The sequence below is a fragment of the Streptomyces chilikensis genome (genome assembly GCF_001642695.1).
GTDB classification, from domain to species: domain Bacteria; phylum Actinomycetota; class Actinomycetes; order Streptomycetales; family Streptomycetaceae; genus Streptomyces; species Streptomyces chilikensis.
In genome coordinates this window covers 6,805-26,809 of record NZ_LWCC02000110.1, presented here as the reverse complement: position 1 = coordinate 26,809, position 20,005 = coordinate 6,805, and the positions used below count along the sequence as shown (strand labels likewise).

The following is a 20,005-nucleotide window of genomic DNA, read 5'->3' as shown; positions in this document are numbered from 1 at the left end:
CCGGCCGCCGCGTCCACGCGGCGGCCGGCCCGTCGCCCCCGCGGGTCAGACCCCGACGGCCTGCGGGCTGCGGCGCTGGTCGGTGCCCGGTACGGGTTCGGACGCGTCCGAACCCAGTGCCACGATCCGGTTCGCCTCGTCCACGTGCACCACCCGCGGCTTCAGCGTCCGCGCCTCGGCGTCGTCCACCTGGGCGTAGCTGATGAGGATCACCAGGTCACCGGGGTGGACGAGGTGGGCGGCGGCACCGTTGATGCCGATCACGCCGGACCCGCGCTCACCCTCGATGATGTAGGTCTCCAGCCGGGCGCCGTTGGTGATGTCGACGATGTGCACGAGCTCGCCGGGCAGCAGGTCGGCGGCGTCCAGCAGGTCGGCGTCGACGGTCACCGACCCCACGTAGTGCAGATCGGCCTGGGTGACCGTGGCGCGGTGGATCTTGGACTTGAACATGGTGCGCAGCATGCGAACTCCCGATGACGACGGCTCCCTGCCCGCAGCCGCGGGTCAAGGGCTGCCGCAAGGGTACCGCCGGGGCGACGGCCCGCGGGGAGCGCCCGGAAGCGATGCGGCACAGCTCACGCGGGGGCGCGGCGGGCGGCCCCGGCCGCCGCGCCCGGTCGGACCGACGGGTGCGATCCGCCGCCCGGATCAGGGGCCCCGGCCCCGCGCCCGGGCGGCTCCGCGGCGAAGCGTCCTCGCCGACCCGGGTGGTCCTGCCCCGGCGCCGTACCCCCGGCGCGGTGCCCGCCCCGGCGGTGACGGCCGCCGCGGACGGGCGCCGTTCAGCAGGCGTCGCGCCACGTTCCCAGCTCCGGCCGCTTCAGCATGGAGGACAGCTGCAGCCGGCGGGAGCGGGGGCAGAAGTCGGCCGTCGGCCGGTCGTACTCCACGTGGAAGACCGCCTTCCCGGCCTCGGTGAACGCCGACAGGCGGTCGCATTCGTCGTACCGGGCGCATTCCTCGTTGACGGCGAAGTCGAAGTGGGGGAGCAGCTGGGGGATCTGGGCCAGGTCGTTCTTCAGGCCGACGGAGAGGCCGCGGGCGTGGGCGATGTCGGCGATCATGCGGTTGTAGCGGAGCTGGTCGCCGGCGGTGAGCGGGAAGCCGGTGTCGTGGGCGTAGCCCTCGACGAGGTCGGGTTCCACCGCGTCGAAGCCCTTGGCGCGGCACATGTCGAAGCGGCGTTCCATGATCGGCCGGAGTACGGAGAGCCGGCGGATGTCCAGCCAGCGCTCGCCCCGCCAGCCGTTGGGCCCGCCGAGCACCGAGCGGGGGAAGTCGTCCCGGTCGGGGCGGTACTCCTCCCACGCGCCCACGTTGATGTAGCAGATGACCCTGCGGCCGTCGCGGTGCAGGCGGGCGACGTCGGCCGCGGTGTTCTCGAAGCCGTCGATGTCGTAGACGGGCACGTCGGCGGCGGTGGGGTCGACCCGCCCGTCGAGCTGCCACTGCCACGGGGTGCCGGGACGGGGCGTCCAGCGCGTGCCGCGCGGGGCGTCGCCGGGCCGGGACGAGGACGAGGACGGGGGCGAGGGGGAGCCGGGGGCGCGGGAGGTGGGGGTTCCCACCCCGGGGGCGGGAGGGCCGGAGGTGCCGGGGGCGGGGGAGCGCCGGTCCCGGGCGGTGTCGTCCCGCGGGGCGGAACAGGAGGTGACGGCCAGGGTGACCGCGACGACGAGGGCCGTGAGGAGGGCCGCCGGGGACGGGAGGCGGTGCGGGCGGGCGGCGCGCCGGAACCGGACCCGCCGGTCCGCCCGGTCCCGGGTCCCCGCCCGGTCCCGGGTCCCCGCCCGGTCCCGGCTCATCGCCCCGTCCCGGTCAGCGCGGGGCTCAGCCCGGCCCAGGGGTTGGGGAGCCCGCCGGTGACGGGGCCGCAGACGGCGGCCCCGCGCTCGTGGGCGGTGCGCACCGCGAGCGGGACGAGCGCCTCGGGCACCCCGTAGACCAGGTGGCAGAGGCGTCCGGGCGACTCCCGGGCCGCCCGGGCCGGGCGGCTGAAGGCCGACGCGTAGACCGTCCACGGTCCCTCGAAGGTGACCGTCAGGTCGGCGAGGCGGGTGTAGCCGGGCGCCGGGTGGGCCCCGGGGTTGAGGACCACCGTCCGGGCGCCGCACCGGCGGACCGCCCTGACCAGTCTCCGGCAGCCGGCGAGGCTCTCCCGGGCCGTGGTGACCCGGTCGAGGAAGCAGCCGTCGACGGCGTACCACTCCCGGAACCGGCGCATGTCCTCGACGGCCTCGGCGGGATCGCGGACGCCGTAGTCGGTGTCCACGTAGCCGAGCAGCCGGGCGCCGGCCGCGCGCAGCGCCCCGGCGACGGCGGTGAACGCCGGGTCGGGGCGGACGCCCGGTCCGCTCGCCGGGTTGAGCACCACGCCGTAGACGCGGTCGGCGGAGGCGGTCAGCCGGCGCCAGGCGTCCGGGTCCTCGGCCGGATGGACGTAGAGCGGGACCAGCAGGCTCACGGCGTCCGCCCGCCCCCGGCGGCCGGCGCCGGGTCCGCGGCGGCCCACAGTTCGGCGACCGACTCCTCGAGCGGGTACCGGGGCCGCCAGCCGAGGGCCTGCCCGGCGGCCTCGATGGAGGAGCACTGCCACGAGACGTCCTTGGAACGGGCCGACAGCGCGGCGTCCCCGGCGTCCTCCTCGATCCGCCCCTGGAACCCGGCCGCGCGGGCGAGCCCGTGCACCAGCTCCCGCACCGGGACGGCGTCGCCCCCGCCGATGTTGAGGACGGGGGGCAGCGGACCGCCGGCCGTGGCGGCGAGCACCACCGCCCGGGCGACGTCCCGCACGTCGACGAAGTCGCGGAAGGCCGAGAGGTCGCCGAGCCGCAGCACCGCCCCGGGCCCCGGCGCGGCCCGGCGGAGCATGGCGGTGACGCGGCCGGGCAGCCCGCCGGGCGGCGCGCCGGGACCCACCGGGTTGCCGATCCGCAGGACCACCGCGTCCAGGCCGGAGGCGGTGACCGCGACCGTGCCGGCCAGCTTGGTCGCGCCATAGGGGCTCAGCGGGCGGGTGGCGGCCGACTCGCGGACCCGGCTGCCCGGGACGCCGGGGCCGTACTCCGCCGCCGAGCCCAGGTGGACCAGACGGGCGGCGGGCGACGCCCGGCGCAACGCGGCGCAGAGCACCGCCGGGCCGCGGGCGTTGGTCTCGGCGAGCGTGACGGCGTCGCCGGCGGTGGCGCCCGCGCAGTTGACCACCACGTCCGGCGTCACCGCGGCGAGGGCCTCGCCGACCTCGTCGGGGCGGTCGGCGGCGAGGTCCACCCGGACGTCCGCACCGGACGAGCGGCCCGCGCCGAGCACCGGCGTGCCCGGGAAGGAGGCCCGCAGGTGCTCGACGACATGACGGCCGAGGTAGCCGGTGGAACCGAGGACGAGAACGCGCATGAACTGCTCATGCCCCCTTGAGGAGCATCTGCTTGCGGATGGTGAACTCGGCGTTGGCCCGGTCGTAGTCGTCGGGACGGCCGATGTCCAGCCAGTAACCGCCGAACTCGTAGGCGTTGGGCTGCCGTTCGGCGGCGAGGAGGTCGAGGACCAGTTCGTCGAAACCGAGCGGCAGGCCGGGGGTGTAGGGCTCGAGGGTGGAGCGGGAGAGACCGTAGACGCCCATGGAGACGCGGTAGTCCAGACTGGGCTTCTCGGAGAAACCGACGACCCGGCCGTCGTCGGTGGTGAGCACGCCGAAGTCGATGTTCACCTTGCGGGCGTAGGTGGCGATGGTGAGCGGGGCGCCGGAGGTCCGGTGGTCGCGCAGGACGTCGGCGTAGTCGAGGTCGGTGAGGACGTCGCCGTTCATCACCAGGAACGTCTCGGGCAGCCTGTCCCGCATGGTCAGTAACGGGCCCATGGTGCCCAGCGGGTTCTCCTCGGTGGAGTAGTCGACCTCGACGCCCCACCGGGAGCCGTCGCCGACGAACGCCCGGATGATCTCTCCCAGATGCCCTATGGCGATGGTGCAGCTGGTGAAGCCGGCCACGGAGAGCTGGCGCAGCACGATCTCCAGGATGGCGTGCTCGCCGCCGATGGGGACGAGGGGCTTGGGCAGCGACGTCGTGTACGGCCGGAGCCGAACGCCCTTGCCACCGGCCAGGATCACTGCGTGCATGAGAGGGGTCTCCTTGCTCTGTCGCGGACTGCCGGGACGTCAGATGTTGTAGATGCCGGTCTTGTAGCGGGCCAGGTTGGCCGGGTCGCGGAAGAACTCGACGGTGCGCGCGAGTCCCTCCTCCAGGCTGTGCGCGGGCCGCCAGCCGGTCGACGCGGTGAGCCGGGAGGCGTCGGCGACCAGCCGCATCACCTCCGAGGCCGCGGGCCGGATGCGTGCGGTGTCCTCCCGGACGTCGAGGTCGGCGTCCATCACCTTGCCGATCAGGGAGACCAGGTCCCCCACCGAGATCTCGCCGCCGGTGCCGGCGTTGAGGGTGCGGCCGACCACCGCCTCCGCGGGCGCCGTGCCGACGGCGAGGAACGCGCGCGCGGTGTCCTCGACGTAGGTGAAGTCGCGGGTGGGACGCAGGTCCCCGAGGGTGATGGTGCGCTGTCCGGCGGCGACCTGGCCGATGACGGTCGGGATCACGGCCCGCATCGACTGGCGGGGGCCGAAGGTGTTGAACGGGCGCAGCGTCACCACGGGGGTGCCGAAGCTGGCGTGGTAGCTGTCGGCGAGCCGGTCCGCCCCGGCCTTGGAGGCGGCGTACGGGGACTGGGTGTTGATGGGGTGGTCCTCGGTGATCGGCACCGTCCGCGCGGTGCCGTAGGTCTCACTGGTGGAGGTGTGCACCAGGCGCGGCGTCCCCAGGGACCGCACCGCCTCCAGGACGTTCAGGGTGCCGGTCACGTTGGTGTCGACGTAGCTGTGCGGGGCCTGGTACGAGTACGGGATCGCGATCAGCGCCGCCAGGTGGTAGGCGCAGTCGGCCCCCTCCAGCAGACCGCGCACCGAACCCGGGTCGCGGACGTCGCCGAGGACGATCTCCACGTGGTCGAGGACGTCCCGCGGGAGGGTCTCCAGCCAGCCGTAGGAGGAGAAGGAGTTGTACTGGGCCATCGCCCTGACGCGGTGCCCGGAGGCGACCAGCGCCTCGGTGAGGTGGGAGCCGATGAAGCCCTCGGCTCCGGTGACCGCGGCGAGCGGGGACGAGGCGGAAGAGGTCGGAGAGGTCAACGGGGACGGTCCTTCCGGTGGGTCGGGCGGGCTACTGGCGGTGCTGTCAGGCGTGCGGCGCGGGCCGGCCGAGGAGGCGCAGCGCGCACGCCGTCAGGAGCAGGGCGGCCGCCCCGCAGCACACCGGGAACACCGCCGGGTGCACGGGCGGGTTCAGCAGGGTGACCGCGCCCGCCGAACCGGCCGCGGCCAGGCAGACGGCGGCGGACGGCCAGGCGTCGCCGAACGCCTGGAGCAGCAGGGCGGTCCACAGGGTGGCCGCGAGGAGCAGCAGCGCCGCCGGGTCGGCGTCCATGAGCAGGGCGGCGGCCAGCAGCGGGACGAGGTAGGCGGACAGGCAGAGCGCGAGGATGCCGGCCGAGCGGAGCAGGAAGGCGGCGGGCGTGGCGGTCACCCGCAGCGCGGCCACCGACCAGCCGCGGTAGCGGTACAGGAGCCACTCGGCCGGGCCCATGCTCACGGTCAGCGCGATCACCGCGTACGGGTCGCGCCGGCCCTCGAGCAGGACCAGCACCGCGGCCGACAGCCCGAACACGCCGTACGGCACCGAGGCGCCCGGGCGCGGGCGCGGTCCCTCGGCGGCGGGCGGAACGGCGAGGGCCTCCCGCAGCGTCCGGCCGGCGGCGGCGAGCGTGGCGGCCAGCGCGAGCAGCGGGAGCCCCAGACGCGCCGCCGGGCCCGGCTCCCACCAGGGCAGCGCCGCCGCGCCGGCCACCAGCGGACCGAGCGCGGCGAGCAGCAGGCGTTCCCTGGCGAGCACCAGCAGCACACCCGCCGCGGCCAGGTACAGCGACTGGGCCGCGACCACGAACAGCACCGGGCTCGCCCCCGCGGCCGGGAGCGCGGCGGCGGTGGCCACCACGGCGCCGAGCGAGGCCCCGGCCAGCAGGGTGCGGCCTGCCTCGTGCCGGCCGGCCGTCATCCGCAGGTGGGCCCGGTGGCCCAGGGCCTGCCCCCACGCCCAGGAGACCACGGCGGCGACGATCAGCGCCGGGGCGTGCCGGGCGGTCTGCCACAGCGGCGCGGCGAGCAGGTAGGCCAGCCCCGGCAGCGCGAACAGCACGCCGCGCAGCAGGCAGCGCACGGTGTCCGGGCGCCAGGGGTCGGCCGCCCGGCCGGGCTCGGGGAACACGCGCGGCACCCGGTCGTACAGGGCCGAGGCGAGGGAGAACAGGTTGGGGTGCCCGTACCGCTGCCTGATCACCTCGACCGGCATGCCCTCGGCCTCCAGGAAGGCGGCGACCTCGTACGGGTGGACGGCGGGGCCGATGTGGTCGGCGAGGTCGGCGGCGAGCAGGTCGATCTGTTCCTCGTCCGGCTCGTACCGCGGTGTCCGCAGCGTCATCGTGGCGTCGTGACGCGGCGCGGCCTGCACCGGGCCGGAGCGCCGCAGCGCGACGGTGGTGTCGTGGCGTCGCGGTCCGGGGGCCTCGAGCCGGCGCAGGGCGACGGTCCGGTCGTGGCGCGTGCGCGTCCTCCGCGGCTCTCCGGCCAGCCGGATCGCCAGGGTCTCCTGGTCGGAGCCGTGGGGCTCGAGGGGCATCGGCCCGCTCATACGGCCACGCTCCTCGGGCCGGCGTGCCCGGCGGCGACGGCGGGACGCGCCGGTTCCACGGCTCCGCCGGGGGTCTCGCGGTCCCCCGCCGGCGCACCCGGCCGCGACAGCTCCAGGTAGATCGAGCGGAAGGTGTCGACGGTGCGGCGCAGGGTGAACTGCTCGATCACCCGCAGCCGTGCCGCCTCGCCCATCGCCCGGCGGCGCTCCGCCCGGCCGAGGAGCTCCAGCGCCGCGGCGGCCATCGCCTCCGGGTCGCGCGGCGGCACGACGAGTCCGGTGTCGCCGACGGCCTCCCGCACCCCGCCCACGTCGGTGGAGACGGTGGCCCGCCCGCAGGACATGGCCTCGATGAGGGTGAAGGGGAAACCCTCGCTGATGCTGGACAGCATCACCACGTTGCCGGCCGCGTAGGCGTCCTTGATGTCGTCGACCCGGCCCTCGAAGGTGACGGCGTCGGCGTGGCCGAGTTCCGCGGCGAGGGCCTCGCACCGCTCCCGGTAGGCCTCGCCCCCGCGCGGTGTCCCGCCGAACAACCGCAGCCTGGCCGCGGGGAGTTCGGCCCGGACGCGCGCGAAGGCGCGGATCAGGGTCTCCAGGTCCTTGATCGGGTCGACCCGCCCGGCCCAGCTCAGGGTCGGGGTGGCCGGCTCGGGTCCGGCCGGGGGGAAGGCGGCGGGGTCGACGCCGTTGTAGACGGTGCGGATCGACTCGGGGGCGGCGCCGCCCTGCTCCTCCCACAGCCGGTTGTAGCGGTTGCCGGGAGTGATCAGGGCCGCCCGGCGGTAGGTCTCCTCCGCCAGCAGCCGGAAGAAGCCGAGCACCACCGCCTTGACCGGCCAGCGGTAGGGCGCCGTGCGGTACCCGAGGTAGCGCTCGCGCAGGTAGACGCCGTGCTCGGTGAGCAGCAGCGGGACCCCGTGGCGCTCCAGGGCGGCGAGCCCGGGCAGGGCCGCCACGCCGCCGCTGACCGCGTGCGCCACACCGCTCTCCGGGAGCGGCGCGGCCAGCGGGCGCAGGGCGTGCTCGAGGAGCTGGGTGGCGGTGAGCGCGTCGTGCAGGGTGGGACCGGCCTCCCGCGCCGGCACGCCGGGACGGTTCCAGACGGCGGTGAGCACGGTGATCGCCCGGTCGTCGCGGAGGAAGGGGCTCAGCGTCCCGTCCGCGGCGGCCCGGGCCATCGCGTACAGGGCGGGCGCGAACCCGTCCTCGGCCCGCGCGTCCAGCAGGGCGGTCAGGAACAGCTCGTAGGCCTCCGCCAGCCGACGGCGGGCGCGGCCGCGGGGCGGCCGGCCCTCGGGCGCGGGCCCCCACATCGGGACGGAGCGGACCTGCGACACGTGCGGCGGCAGGTCCCAGACGACCGCCTCACGGCCGGTGCCGGTGACGGCGAGGACGTCGAAGTCGAGGTCGGGCATGCCGTGGACGAGCTGGTCGCACCAGACGCTCACGCCGCCGTGGCTGTGCGGGTAGGTGCCTTCGGTGAGCAGGGTGACGCGGGCCGCTCCATGGCGGCGCGCCCCGTGGGGAACGTGCATGCGGGTGCTCCACGGCCGAGGTGTGGGATGTCCGTGCGGTCCCGGCCACGGTCTCGTGGCCGGGACACCGCGTGGGGGGCGTCGTTCAGCCGAGGCCGCTGAACGGCACCGGCTCGGTCACACCCGCGGGGACGTGGGTGTCGGGAGCGGGAGCGGACGGGGACCGGCCGGTGTCCGTCCCGGTGTCCGCTCCGGCGGACGGGGCGGGGGAGGACGACGGCAGGGTGAGGGTGAGCGGCGTGCCGGAGGAGGACTTCCAGCCGGAGACGGTCCCCGCGTAGGCGGTGCCGAAGGCGGCGCCGTTCAGCGTGGTGCCGCCGGGCATGGAGGCGGTGACGTCCACGCCGGCCGGGGCCTTCACGGTCACCGTGGAGCCGATCCGGTGGGCCGTCACCTGTCCGGCCCGCACGGCGGACCTCCAGGCGGCGCGCCGCTGCAGCTCGACGCCGATGTCCTTCATCCGCAGGTTCACCACGGGCGCGCTGTCGGTGAACAGGGCGTCGTACCCGTCGAGCACCGAGGTCAGCACCGGGTAGGCGATGCGGTCCTCGGCCAGGTTGGACTGGTGGATGAAGTGCGGCTTGGGGTCGTTGGCGAGCAGGTGGCCGAGGGCGATGCGCGTCTCGAGGGGCACGATGTGACCGGTGAAGCCGGTGGCCGGGTCGAGCGGGGCGGGCAGGCAGGTGGTGGTGGCCGGGTTGTCCTCGCAGATCCCGCTCCCGCCCTGGGCGCGGCTGGTGTAGATCCAGTTGTACTCGTCCACCTGCTCGGCCGCCCGGCCGGCGTTGAAGAAGATGTTCATCGGGTAGCGGGAGACCGTCGTGGCCGGGCCGACCTGCCGCTGCGAGGGATCGCGGGAGTTGTCCGAGGCCAGCCAGGTGATGCCGTTCTCGGCGAGGGCGGGCCCCAGGTTGGGGTTGTCGGCCGGCTGCTGCGGCAGGACCTTCAGACCGGAGTGCTCACCGGTGACCAGCTCGCCGTTCTCCATGGGGAAGCCGGAGACCTGGCCGAAGTACCGGTTGAGGGAGATCTCGTTGGAGATGTCCGTCCTGCTGACCCAGTCGACGGAGCCGTCCGCCCTGGTGGCGCAGCGCCACGGCACCACGCCGGTGTCCTGACGGCAGCCCAGGAAGGCATGGGAGTAGGTGTGGTTGATCCAGCGGAAGTGGTTCCGCTTCGCCACCAGCCGGTCGGTGAGCGGGTCCTGGCCGCCGTTGTCCTGGCGGTGGTCCACGCTGCCCGCGGCGTTGAAGGCGAGGTCGAGCGTGAAGTCGTGCTCCTGCTGCCAGGCGACGGCGTGGTCGACGTCCGCCGGCGTCATGCGGATCGGGTCGGGCGTGCCCTGGCCGGGCTGGCAGTCGACGTCCCCGGGCGTGCAGTTGAGTTCGGTGTCCCAGCGGTCGTCGACCGCGAGCACGTCGTCGACGTGGACGGCGAAGTAGTTCCGGGAGGCGCCCAGGCGCACACCGCCGGTCATCCAGTCGACGATGCCGCGGGCCAGCAGCCGGTACTGCTGCTGGTGCTGGTTGTAGACGAAGGTGACGACCAGTTCGCGCCGCCCGTCGTGCCGGTACTCGCCCACGAGCGCGCCGCGCCTGCCGGTGCCCGGGATGGGGGCGTCGACGTAGGTCGTGAAGTCCGCGCCGGCGGCGGGCGTCGACAGGTAGCCGTAACTCTCGCCGACGGTCGGTGAGTTGTCCTCGAACGGAACGGATCCTTCGAGGTACCCGAAGGGCCCCGCCTTCCCGGCGGCGGTGACCGAGGCGTTCACGCCGTCGAGACTGCCGGAATAGCCCCCGTACACCGGGTACTGGAGCCCGGCCTCGGGACGCGCGTAGGTGTAGGCGTCCACCTGGGGGATGTCATAGGCGCGTTCGTAGTCGGCGATCGCCGCCATCTCGGCGGAGCCCGCCGCGAACGGGTTGTCGTTGGGCAGCACGACGGCCTGGTACTTGGCCCGCGGCCGGCCGTCGATGGTGTCCGCCAGGAAGCCGGAGTCGATCACCGGTCGTCCGGCCTGGCCGAGGTCGACCTCGGTGTAGGGCGTGCCGGCGGCGTCCAGCTCGGCCATGACGGCGCCGGTGGCGGGGCCGCCGTCGCTCACGACCAGGACCCGCAGGTCGACGCGGGGCGCGGCGGTGTCCGCCTGCGCGGTCGTGGCCGGCAGTCCTAAGGCGGCGATGAGTGCGCCCACCGTGAGCACGGCGGTGCGTGTGGTCCGCTTCATGCGGTGCAGTCCCCTCCCCCGGGACGGGTGGGCGCAGCTCGGAACGGCTCCCGCGGAGCCCTCGGAGCTGACGTCCCCCTGGTGCGTGACGCCGGATTACCCCCACGGATTCCGGGCGCCGCCGCCTTCGTCATGTCAGATGATGATGTCTTTGTACGGCCATTGTGGTCTTGTTGCGGAACCTGGCGGAAAAGAGCTGTCGTCCGGTGGATGACGGGATGCGCCGGGTCCCGTCCGGCTGCCGGCCCCGCGGGCCGCCCAGAGCGGCCCGCGGGGCGCGGAAACCGGCGTCAGGCGCAGAGCACCCGCGTCTCCGGCGTGTAGACCGGGCCGCCACTGGCGCTCGTGCGGTCGCTGAACTCCGCGTAGTAGTACGAGTAGAACCCGATGTTGCCGTTGCACCCGGAGTCGGGTGCTATCTGGAGCGTGAGCGTCACCGTCCGGCTCTGCCCGGGCGGGACGGTCGCCCCGTAGTTGCCGCCGAGGTCGGCCGGCCCGGTGCCGGAGCAGGGCACGCTGCCGTTCGCCGTGGCCAGGCTGCAGCCGGTGAAGCTGTACTTCAGGTCCGGGCGCTGGGTGGTGAGCCAGGTGGGGTCGATCGTCTGGTACATGAACCAGAGGTCGTAGGTCTTGTTGTTGGTGAGCGTCATCGACAGCTGCACCGTGCCGCCGGGCGTCGTGGTGGGGCTGTCGACGGCGAACGTCAGGGCGGCCGGCGCGGGCTCCGCCGCGTGTGCGGTGGGGGCGAGGCCCAGCACGGTGAGTGCGAGGCCGAGGATGCTGGTGAGACCGAGGCGTCTCAGGTTCCGTGATCGCATGGTCCGGGAGGCTAGGCATCCGGAGCGGCCGCCGTCTGCCCTCCGGGACGCGGACGGCCGGATGATGGAACAGAAGTGGTCATGCTGTGGAGAAGGCGTGGATTCCGGTGAACGCGGACGTCCGTTTGTGTACCGCCAGGCCGTGACCTGTTGACGGAAAGGGCCCGGGAGCCGCCGGACGCCCCGGCACCGCCTTTCGCGCCGGTGAACTTGGCGCGATCGTCACATTCCGAAACGCTCCGGTGACGTAGTGCACACCCGGCGGCGCGGTCACTTTCCGGTCATTCGTCGAATACCGGCCTCGTCCTCGCTCCCCGGCGCCCGCCACGTCGTCGACGCGACGGCCGAGGGCCTGCTCCGGCCCCGGGCCGTCGAGGTCCTGCCGCCGGACGCGGCGGAGGCGCACCGCGGGCCGGTCCTGCGGGTGAGGGAACCCGCCGGGTGGGGCCACCGGCGCGGGGGAGTCCCGTGCGGCTACTCCTCCGCGGCGGCCCCGGCGGCCCCGGCCGGCAGGTGGTCGACGATCAGCACGACGCCGCTCATCACGAAGATCCGCGTCGCGGCGTCCAGCCCGTTCCACTGCTCGGACTGCCACATCGCGAACCACTCACCGCCGATGCCGATGAACCCGGCGCCGAACAGCAGCATCACCATCAGCAGCCCGTACGTGCTGATCCGCCGGGCCCGCGGCCGGTCGCGCCGGAACCAGAGCCACGTCCCGTACAGCAGGACGAGCGCGGCGACGCTCTCCCAGACGACGATGAGGACGTACGCGGCGTCCTGGAGCCGCTCACCGGTGACGGCCCGCCACATCAGGTCGGGGTCCCTGAACGTGGTGTCCATGGCCAGCACGTGGCGGACGAACGCCTGGTTGGTGCCGAAGTCGGTGATGTTCCCGAAGGCCACGAGGGTCATGTAGAGGGCGACGGTCCCGGTGAGCAGGGTCGCCGCGAGGTGCAGGGCGCGTGAGGGGGAGGCCATGCCGGTGTCCTTCCCCCGCCAGGACGCGCCGGCCCGTACATTTCACGCCACTGTGCGGCCTCCGCGGGGGCGCCGCGGGTCATCCGGGGTGCGTGCCGGGACCGGCCCGCCGCTCGCCGGAGACCCCGAGCACGCCGTCGGCGGAGTCGGACGCCCAGGCCGCGAACTCCTCGAAGCCGAGGTTGCCGATGGCCACATCGGCATGGACCTCGTGGGCGGCCGCCGGGGTGACCCGGAAGGCGGCGCCGAACCCGACGTGCGCCGCGTACTCCTCGTCGTCCTCGCACTCCTCCCGGGTGACCAGGGTGGCCGCGAGCAGCGGGTGCGCGGGGTCCCGCATGGTGCCGGCGTCGGCGAGGAACACCACGCCGCGGTCCTCGTCGCCGCGCAGTGCCGCGACGACCTCCTCGACGCCCGCGCCGGCCCAGACCGGATCGTCCAGCAGGAGCACGGCCGGCTGCCCGCCCGGCGCGTCGGCGGTGTCGCGCAGCAGGGACACCACGGCCTGCCAGGCGGCCGGGTCGCGGTGGTCCGTGCGCACGACCAGGGTGGCGTACGGGTCGAGGCCGGTGACGGCGGGCAGTGCGTGCACGGAGTGCTCCTCGGCGGGGTGGGGCGCGGGCCGCGGACCGCGGCGGGCGGGAGGTCACCGTACCCGCACCCACCGGTGACCGTGCTTGCGGGCGGGGCCGTGGTGGTGGACCAGCCAGTGGCCGAAGAGCGCCCCGCCGTGGAACACGAAACCGACGCCGATCAGCCACGACTCGACGACCAGGACGATGCCGACGGCGCCGTAGCTGATCGCGTTGGTGACGATGAGCGGCGTGAAGACGTAGTGGGAGAAGGCGCGCAGGCCGACCAGGCCGGCCATGGTGGACAGGGCGCCGGGGAGCAGGCGGCGCCAGGTCACCTGGCCGCCGAGCAGGAAGTGCTGGCCCCACCAGAGGAACGCGGTGCCGGTCGTCGTGCTCAGGGCGATCCGCACCCCGCCGGGAAGGCCGCGGGTGAGCACCTCCTGGTACAGGTAGGCGGTCAGCGCCACCAGCCACACCGCCTGGCGCCAGACGCGGTGCCAGGCGCCGGGGGGCAGGCCCCAGATCCGCTCGTAGCCGTTCTGCACGCTGCCGCCGAGGGCCACTCCGAACAGGGCCAGGGTGATGCCGCCGAGGACGCTGGTGGAGCCGACGACCTTGGGGGGCGGGCTGAAGATGTCGGTGAGGACCTCCGCCGAGCGCTGCGGCAGCCCCATGCCGTCGGCGAGCCAGGAGGCGAAACCGCCGCGCCGCAGCGGGTCGGCGGCGGCCACGACGATCAGCAGCGGGGCCAGGGTGACCAGGGCCAGGGTGGCGAAACCGAGGGCGCGGTGCATCAGCTCCAGATCGCGGGCCTGGCGGATCAGGGCGTACGCGGCCAGCCGCCGCCACGCGCGGTGCAGCGGTCCCGGCCGCCCGCCGGCGGCCCCGGTCCTTCGTCGCCTCATGCCACGACCCTCCGTGACCGGGCGCGACGCGACAAACCCACCGGGGCAGCCGGGGGACCGGGCGCGGCCCCGCGCGGCCCCGCGGCGCAGCGCGCGGCCCGGCCGTCAGCCGTTCACGCGGCCGGAACGGGCCGACGCCCGCCGGCCGAGGACCACGGCGGCCAGCCCCAGCGGTACGGCCACGAGGGCCCCGGCCATGCCGTTGCCCGTGCCGGGGCCGCCGTCGACGGTGACCAGGTGCAGAACCCCGAGCGCCACGCCCGCCGCCCCCGAGGCCACCGCCGCAACCGCACCGCCGCGCGTGCCACCGGTGCCGGCGCGGCCGGCCGACCGCACGGCCCACCAGCCGAGCACGACCCCCACCGCCCCCACCGCCAGCGCCAGGTTCGCGCCGGTCCGCCCGTCGCCGATGATTCCGCCCTCGGCCGCCGCCAGCCACGTCCGCACCGTGCTCGGGTCCATGTCTCCGCCCTCCTGAAGCCGTGTGCTCCGAGCGTGCCCGCGGCCGGCGCCCCGGACATCCCCCGGACGCGGACACCGCGCGCTGCCGCGCCCGCGGCAGGGCGGCGCCCGCATACCGCGGACGCGGTACCGGGCACTCGTCCCCGGGCCGGACCCGCGCACGGCGGAAGCCGACCAGGGTGCGGGCATGGAGACAGGACGGTTCCGGGCCCCGCCCGCCGCCGTCGACGGGGCGCTCGTCCTCGGTGTGACGGCCCTGCTGCTGGGCGGCGGGCTGTCGGCCGGACGTCCCGGCACGCCCGGCCTGGCCCTGCTCGCGGCCGGTGGCCTCGCCCTGGCCGCCCGGCGCCGCGCCCCGCGCGGGACGGGTGGTCAGCGCTCCATCAGGGCGAAGACCCCCCAGCCGAGGTACTCACGCGTGCCGCGCGCGTAACGGGCGGGCTCGGTGGCGAGCTCCTCCCGCACCTCCGGGGCCAGTTCGTCGTCCGGGTTCCGGTCGAGCCAGCGGCGCATACTGAGCCACTGGGCGGCGGCGTACCGGTCCCAGCTGTCCTGGTCGGCCAGCACCATTTCCACGACGTCGTACCCGAGGTCCTGGAACCGCCCGATCAGGTCCGGGAGTTCGGCGAAGTCGGCGATGCCGGTGGCGTGACAGGTCCGGGCGGTCTCCTCGTCCGGAGGGGTCCGCCGCCAGTACGGTTCGCCGATCAGCATCAGGCCTCCGGGGCGGAGGCTGCGGCCGAGCAGTTCGGCCGTCCCGGCGACGCCGCCGCCGATCCAGGTGGCGCCGACGCAGGCGGCCAGATCGACCGGAGGGTCCGCGACGTGCCCGGAGGCGTCCCCGTGGACGAACCGGACGCGGCCGGCGACGCCGAGCTCGGCGGCGCGGGCGCGGGCCCGCCGGGTGAAGACCGTGCTGATGTCCACCCCCGTGCCCGTGATGCCGTGGTCGCGCGCCCAGGTGCACAGCATCTCGCCCGAGCCGCTGGCCAGGTCGAGCACCCGTGTCCCCGGGGGCAGGCGGAGGGCCTCGCCGAGAGTGGCCAGCTTGGCGGAGGTCAGGGGATTGTGGATCCGGTGACCGCCCTCGCGGACGGTGAAGACGCGGGGGAGGTCCACGACCGCAGTGCCCTCCGCCGGGACGCCGGCCGACGGCGGGGCGACGGAACGCCCACGGCCGGCGTCCGGTCCGTGGCCGGCGGGAGGGAGACCGCGCTCGGAGGAGGAGAAGGCGGATCGGTGGGAAGCTGGTCGACGTGACAACGTGGAGTCCTTGGGAAAGGGGCCCCGCGCCGGACGGCAGGCGTGCCAGGACCGGCCTCCGGGAGGAGGAAGGACGGGCAGGCGAAGGTCAGGACGAGGCCCGGAAGGTGAGGATGGTCCGGGCACCGCGCACAGCGGTGGTCTCCACGACAGTCATCGACTCACCTCCTCCGGTCTCCCCGGGCGACATGGCCGTCGCCGCGGCCCCACGGTAGCACCCTCCCCGGAGGGCGCGTGCCCCCGGAACGCCGGGGAGGCGGCGGCCGGTGCGCCGCCGCCTCCGGGGATCCGGCTCCTTCCGGAGCCGTACGTCACTCGACGCCGAGACCGGCGTCGTCGACGGCGTCCTTGCCCGCGGCCTCGAGGACCTTGTTCAGCGGGGCGAGGTCGTAGATGCCCTCCAGGCTGGGCTCCTCCAGGAGTCCGGCCTTCACCGCGTGCTCCGCCTGGGCGTCGAGGGTGGCGGCCAGCGGGTCGTCGAGGAAGGTGATGGACTGCCAGGCGGGATCGAGGATCTCCGCCGGAAGGTCCTTGCCCGTCAGCTCCTTCAGCGCCGCGTTGGCGGAGGCCTTGGCCTCGTCCGGGTGGGCGTTGATCCACTCGTTGGTCTTCACCGAACCCCGCAGCACGGCCTCGACGACGTCCGGGTGCTCCTTCAGGAACGTCTGCGACACGATGATGTTGGTGATCACGAACTTCTTGTCCGGCCACAGGTCGGACTCGTCGAGCAGCACCTTGCCGCCCTCGGCGACCAGCTTGGAGGCGGTCGGCTCGGGCACCCATGCGCCGTCGATGGAGCCGGACTTGTAGGCGTCCGGGGTGATCTTGTTGTCGGTGCGGAAGACCGAGACGTCGCCCTTGCCGCTCTCCGCGTCGACCTTCCACCCCTTCTCCGCGACCCAGTTGAGGAACGCCACGTCCTGGGTGTTGCCGTGCTGCGGCGTGGCGATCCTCTTGCCCTTGACGTCGTCGAGGGTCTTGATCCTGTCGGGATTGACGACCAGCTTCACGCCGCCGGACGCGGATCCGCCGATGATGCGCAGGCTCTTGCCGTCCGACTTGGTGAAGCCGTTGATGGAGGGGGAGGGGCCGATCCAGCCGATGTCGATGGAGCCGGCGTTCAGCGCCTCGATCTCGGACGGGCCGGCGTTGAAGGTCGACGCCTTGATCCCGGTGCCGCCGAGTTCCTTCTGGAGCAGGCCCTCCTGGACGCCCACCAGGGCGGTGGCGTGGGTGAGGTTGGGGAAGTAGCCGATCCTCACCTCGTCGACGGAGAGCTTCTTCGCGTCCGCGGAGACCCCGGGCTTCTTGGCGTCGTCGGCGGCGTCGGAACCGTAGCCGCAGGCGGTGAGCAGGAGGGGGAGCGCGGTGAGGGCGGCAAGGGTGCGCAGGGCGCTGAGCGGTCTGACGGCAGACACGGAGGTGTCCTCTCGGAAAAGGGCTGGTCGAGGAAGCGTGGAACGCGCGGCGAGGCCCGGTTCGGGATCGCCGGGGTCCCGCCCACCGGGCCCGCCGGCGGCCGGGAGGGCCGTCGCGGGTCAGGGGGCGGAGAGGTGGTGCGGCACGGGTGGCGCGAACGCCCGGAGGAGGGCGGGACCGCCGTCCAGGAGGGTGTCCTCCGGGCGGCTCAGACGGAGCGACAGATGGCGCTCGAGGTGCGGCCGAGGTCGACGTGCCGGCGCGAGGTCAGCAGGAGGAACGACAAGGTGGCGCGGTCGAACTGACGCATGTCACCCCTCGTTCCGATCCCCAGTTTTCCTACCTGAATGATGGGGATCGTGGCAGAAAGCGGGGCCGGCACCAAGACGCCTTCCACATTCTGGACGAGGTCTTCCCGAACTGTGGGACGGGGTGAGGGCCCCGACGTCTCAGGGGTTGTCCCAGGCGTCCGGTGAGTTCGTCAACTCGACTATCTTGCCCGGGAGTTGTGCGGTCGCCAGGTCGGCGAGCGAGACGCCGTCCAGGATCTCGCGCACATGGGAGCGCAGGGCGATCCACAGCGGCAGCAGCGAGGCGGCGGGGCCGGTGTAGGCCAGGTCCGGCGGGCGCACCCCGCGCACCGAGACGAGGGGGCCGTCCACGACCCGGATCACGTCGGCGACGCTGACGGACCCGGCCGGCCTGGCCAGGCGGTAGCCGCCGTTGCCGCCGCGCCGGCTCGTCACCAGGCCGCCCCGGCGCATGTCGTTGAGGATGCTCTCGAGGAACTTGTGCGGGATGTCCTGGGCGTCGGCGATGGCCTCGGCCTTCAGCGGCTCGTCGTCCGGCGCGGCGGCGAGCTGCAGTGCGGCCCGTACCGCGTAGTCCGCCCTGGCTGAGATGCGCATGGGTCCATTGTCCCGCCGGCCGGCCCGGCCGTGACCGCGGGCCTCACCAGGGCCGCCGCGCCTGCCGGCCGAAGGCCGCGCGGGGCGGCTCCGGCGGCTGGACCGTGCCCGGCCGCAGGGGCAGGGCGAGGAGCACGCCCGCGACGAAGCCCGCGACATGGGCGAGGTAGGCGACCGTGCCGGCGCCGGCGACGCCCGCGCCGGAGGAGTAGACGGCCTGGAGGGCGAACCAGGAGCCCAGGACGACCCAGGCGGGCAGCCGGAGCGGGAGGAAGACCAGGAAGGGCACCAGGACCCAGACCCGGGCCCTGGGATAGAGCACCAGATAGGCGCCGAGGACGCCGGCCACCGCCCCGGAGGCGCCGATCAGCGGGGCGGCGGACGCGGCGTTGGTCAGCGAGTAGGCGTAGGCGGCCACGTACCCGCAGACCAGGTAGAAGAGGGCGAACCGCCAGTGCCCCGTCCGGTCCTCGACGTTGTTGCCGAAGATCCACAGGAAGAGCATGTTGCCCAGCAGGTGCAGCCAGCCGCCGTGCAGGAACATCGCGGACAGCACGCTCAGCTCCGGCGACTTCGCGTACTCCGGCGGCCGCACCACGCAGCCCGGGCCCTCCGGGCCGACGCCGGTCTCGCCGGTCGGGACCAGGCGCGGCATCCGGTGGTGGACGAGCTCCTGCGGCACCGCCGCGAACCGGTCCAGGAACGCCTCCAGCCGGCACAGCTCGGCCAGCGGGACGTTCCCGGTGAGCGACCCGGCGGTCCCGGGGGTCAGCAGGAAGACGACGACGTTCGCGACGACCAGCGCGTACAGCACCCACGGGGTGCGCCGCGCCGGATTGAGGTCGTGCACCGGGATCACCACGTGATCAGGGGTGCCCGCCGTCCCGCGGTTCAGACGTGCCCCGGGCCGCCGGAGGCGGTCACGCCGTGTGCGGCCGCACCGCCGCGGCCGCCTTGCGGGCCGCCACGAGCACCGGGTCCCACACGGGGGAGAACGGCGGCGCGTAGCCCAGGTCCAGGGCCGTCATCTGCTCCACCGTCATCCCGGCCGTCAGCGCGACCGCCGCCACGTCCACCCGTTTGGCGGCGCCCTCCCGGCCCACGATCTGCACGCCGAGCAGCTTGCCGGTGCGCTCCTCGGCCAGCATCTTGACCGTCATGGGGGAGGCGCCCGGGTAGTAGCCGGCCCGGCTGGTCGACTCGACGGTGACGGCGCGGAAGCGCATCCCCACCCGCAGGGCGTCCTTCTCGCGCAGGCCGGTGCGGGCGATCTCCAGGTCGCAGACCTTGCTCACGGCGGTGCCGACGACGCCGGGGAAGGTGGCGTAACCACCGCCGACGTTGGCGCCGATCACCTGGCCGTGCTTGTTGGCGTGGGTGCCCAGGGGCACGTGCTGCTGCTGGCCGGAGACCAGGTTCAGGACCTCCACGCAGTCACCGCCGGCCCAGACGTTCTCGTGCCCGCGGACCCGCATGCCCAGGTCGGTGAGGAGGCCGCCGCTCGCGCCGAGGGGGAGGCCGGCGGCCTCGGCCAGGGCGGTCTGCGGCCGGACCCCCATGCCCAGGACCACCACGTCCGCCGGGAACTCCCGGTCCCCGGCCACCACCGCGCGGACCCGGCCGTCCTCACCGGCGAGGACGGCGGTGACGGCGGCGTCGTCGACCATGGTGATGCCGAGGCCCTCCATGGCGGTGCGCACCAGCCGGCCCATGTCCGGGTCCAGGGTGGACATCGGCTCCTTGCCGCGGTTGACCACCGTGACCTCGAAACCGTGGTTGATCATCGCCTCGGCCATCTCGACGCCGATGTACCCGGCGCCCACCACCACCGCGCGCCGCCCGGTGGTGCGCGACAGCGTGTCGATCAGCGCCTGGCCGTCGTCCAGGGTCTGCACGCCGTGCACACCGGGCAGGTCGATGCCGGGCAGCTCGGGGCGCAGCGGGGTGGCGCCGGTGGCGATCACCAGCTTGTCGTAGGAGGTCCAGGACTCCTCGCCGGTGCCCAGGTCACGCGCCCGGACGCGACCGCCTGCGACGTCGATCCCGGTGACCTCGGTGCGCATCCGCAGGTCGATGGAGCGGGCGCGGTGCTCCTCGGGGGAGCGGGCGATCAGTTGCTCGCGGTCGCCGACCGCGCCGCCGACCCAGTAGGGGACGCCGCACGCCGAGTAGGAGGAG

The 20,005-nt window shown here is 74.4% G+C and carries 21 protein-coding genes; 1 reads left to right on the top strand and 20 read right to left on the bottom strand.

The genetic code is table 11. The features are described from left to right. Positions 1 to 45 precede the first annotated feature (45 nt). The 14 genes from panD to A2U95_RS24890 all read right to left on the bottom strand — a co-directional run bounded on the left by panD (position 46) and on the right by A2U95_RS24890 (position 14,237). Positions 46 to 465, bottom strand: a complete 420-nt coding sequence (gene panD, locus A2U95_RS24955; RefSeq protein ID WP_166027000.1) for an aspartate 1-decarboxylase — start codon at positions 463 to 465, stop codon at positions 46 to 48. Positions 466 to 785: 320 nt separating this feature from the next. Next, on the bottom strand, positions 786 to 1,571 hold the full coding sequence (locus A2U95_RS24950) for an endo alpha-1,4 polygalactosaminidase (protein WP_166027006.1): 786 nt from the start codon (positions 1,569 to 1,571) through the stop codon (positions 786 to 788). Between the two features lie 233 nt (positions 1,572 to 1,804). Continuing rightward, positions 1,805 to 2,467 (bottom strand): spherulation-specific family 4 protein, encoded by a 663-nt coding sequence (locus tag A2U95_RS24945; RefSeq protein ID WP_166026998.1) that lies wholly within the window; start codon positions 2,465 to 2,467, stop codon positions 1,805 to 1,807. Beyond that, complete coding sequence (locus A2U95_RS24940) at positions 2,464 to 3,396, bottom strand: NAD-dependent epimerase/dehydratase family protein (protein ID WP_166026997.1); 933 nt, start codon at positions 3,394 to 3,396, stop codon at positions 2,464 to 2,466. The genes A2U95_RS24945 and A2U95_RS24940 overlap by 4 nt, the downstream gene beginning before the upstream one ends. 7 nt (positions 3,397 to 3,403) lie before the next feature. Further along, positions 3,404 to 4,117 carry a nucleotidyltransferase family protein gene (locus A2U95_RS24935; protein ID WP_166026995.1) on the bottom strand — a complete coding sequence of 238 codons (714 nt, stop codon included), beginning with the start codon at positions 4,115 to 4,117 and terminating at the stop codon, positions 3,404 to 3,406. Between the two features lie 39 nt (positions 4,118 to 4,156). After that, positions 4,157 to 5,176, bottom strand: a complete 1,020-nt coding sequence (locus A2U95_RS24930) for a GDP-mannose 4,6-dehydratase (protein ID WP_166026993.1) — start codon at positions 5,174 to 5,176, stop codon at positions 4,157 to 4,159. A gap of 46 nt (positions 5,177 to 5,222) precedes the next feature. Beyond that, positions 5,223 to 6,731 (bottom strand): hypothetical protein, encoded by a 1,509-nt coding sequence (locus A2U95_RS24925; protein WP_240958051.1) that lies wholly within the window; start codon positions 6,729 to 6,731, stop codon positions 5,223 to 5,225. Continuing rightward, entirely contained in the window at positions 6,728 to 8,269 is a 1,542-nt protein-coding gene (pelF, locus tag A2U95_RS24920) for a GT4 family glycosyltransferase PelF (protein ID WP_166026991.1), read from the bottom strand. Before pelF ends, A2U95_RS24925 begins: the two co-directional genes overlap by 4 nt. Positions 8,270 to 8,354: 85 nt before the next feature. Next, on the bottom strand, positions 8,355 to 10,496 hold the full coding sequence (locus A2U95_RS24915; RefSeq protein ID WP_166026989.1) for a hypothetical protein: 2,142 nt from the start codon (positions 10,494 to 10,496) through the stop codon (positions 8,355 to 8,357). 290 nt (positions 10,497 to 10,786) lie between these two features. Continuing rightward, complete coding sequence (locus tag A2U95_RS24910; protein WP_166026987.1) at positions 10,787 to 11,314, bottom strand: hypothetical protein; 528 nt, start codon at positions 11,312 to 11,314, stop codon at positions 10,787 to 10,789. Positions 11,315 to 11,788: 474 nt separating this feature from the next. Beyond that, entirely contained in the window at positions 11,789 to 12,295 is a 507-nt protein-coding gene (locus A2U95_RS24905; RefSeq protein ID WP_166026985.1) for a DUF2165 domain-containing protein, read from the bottom strand. Between the two features lie 79 nt (positions 12,296 to 12,374). Continuing rightward, positions 12,375 to 12,887: a DUF6924 domain-containing protein gene (locus tag A2U95_RS24900; protein WP_166026983.1), complete on the bottom strand. Its 513-nt coding sequence runs from the start codon at positions 12,885 to 12,887 to the stop codon at positions 12,375 to 12,377. Positions 12,888 to 12,941: 54 nt separating this feature from the next. After that, positions 12,942 to 13,775, bottom strand: a complete 834-nt coding sequence (locus A2U95_RS24895; RefSeq protein ID WP_240958049.1) for a ribonuclease BN — start codon at positions 13,773 to 13,775, stop codon at positions 12,942 to 12,944. Between the two features lie 105 nt (positions 13,776 to 13,880). Continuing rightward, positions 13,881 to 14,237, bottom strand: coding sequence for a DUF6223 family protein (locus A2U95_RS24890; RefSeq protein WP_166026980.1), 357 nt, complete (start codon positions 14,235 to 14,237; stop codon positions 13,881 to 13,883). A gap of 187 nt (positions 14,238 to 14,424) precedes the next feature. On the opposite strand from A2U95_RS24890, the gene A2U95_RS24885 reads away from it, so the two are divergent. Next, positions 14,425 to 14,670: a hypothetical protein gene (locus A2U95_RS24885; RefSeq protein WP_166026979.1), complete on the top strand. Its 246-nt coding sequence runs from the start codon at positions 14,425 to 14,427 to the stop codon at positions 14,668 to 14,670. Here A2U95_RS24885 and A2U95_RS24880 read toward each other — a convergent pair. From A2U95_RS24880 to A2U95_RS24860, 6 genes are all read right to left on the bottom strand, one after another. Beyond that, positions 14,610 to 15,356, bottom strand: coding sequence for an SAM-dependent methyltransferase (locus tag A2U95_RS24880; RefSeq protein ID WP_166026978.1), 747 nt, complete (start codon positions 15,354 to 15,356; stop codon positions 14,610 to 14,612). The two genes, A2U95_RS24885 and A2U95_RS24880, sit on opposite strands and share 61 nt — an antisense overlap. Before the next feature lie 455 nt (positions 15,357 to 15,811). Then, positions 15,812 to 16,918: an aliphatic sulfonate ABC transporter substrate-binding protein gene (locus A2U95_RS24875; RefSeq protein WP_166026975.1), complete on the bottom strand. Its 1,107-nt coding sequence runs from the start codon at positions 16,916 to 16,918 to the stop codon at positions 15,812 to 15,814. Between the two features lie 209 nt (positions 16,919 to 17,127). Beyond that, positions 17,128 to 17,229 (bottom strand): putative leader peptide, encoded by a 102-nt coding sequence (locus tag A2U95_RS33585; RefSeq protein WP_338104484.1) that lies wholly within the window; start codon positions 17,227 to 17,229, stop codon positions 17,128 to 17,130. 139 nt (positions 17,230 to 17,368) lie between these two features. After that, positions 17,369 to 17,827: an RrF2 family transcriptional regulator gene (locus A2U95_RS24870; RefSeq protein WP_166026973.1), complete on the bottom strand. Its 459-nt coding sequence runs from the start codon at positions 17,825 to 17,827 to the stop codon at positions 17,369 to 17,371. A 43-nt stretch (positions 17,828 to 17,870) separates the two neighbouring features. Then, positions 17,871 to 18,689, bottom strand: coding sequence for a rhomboid family intramembrane serine protease (locus A2U95_RS24865; protein WP_166026971.1), 819 nt, complete (start codon positions 18,687 to 18,689; stop codon positions 17,871 to 17,873). A gap of 58 nt (positions 18,690 to 18,747) precedes the next feature. Next, positions 18,748 to 20,005 (bottom strand): FAD-dependent oxidoreductase (locus A2U95_RS24860; protein WP_240958047.1); only part of this gene is annotated, 1,258 nt, incomplete at its 5' end.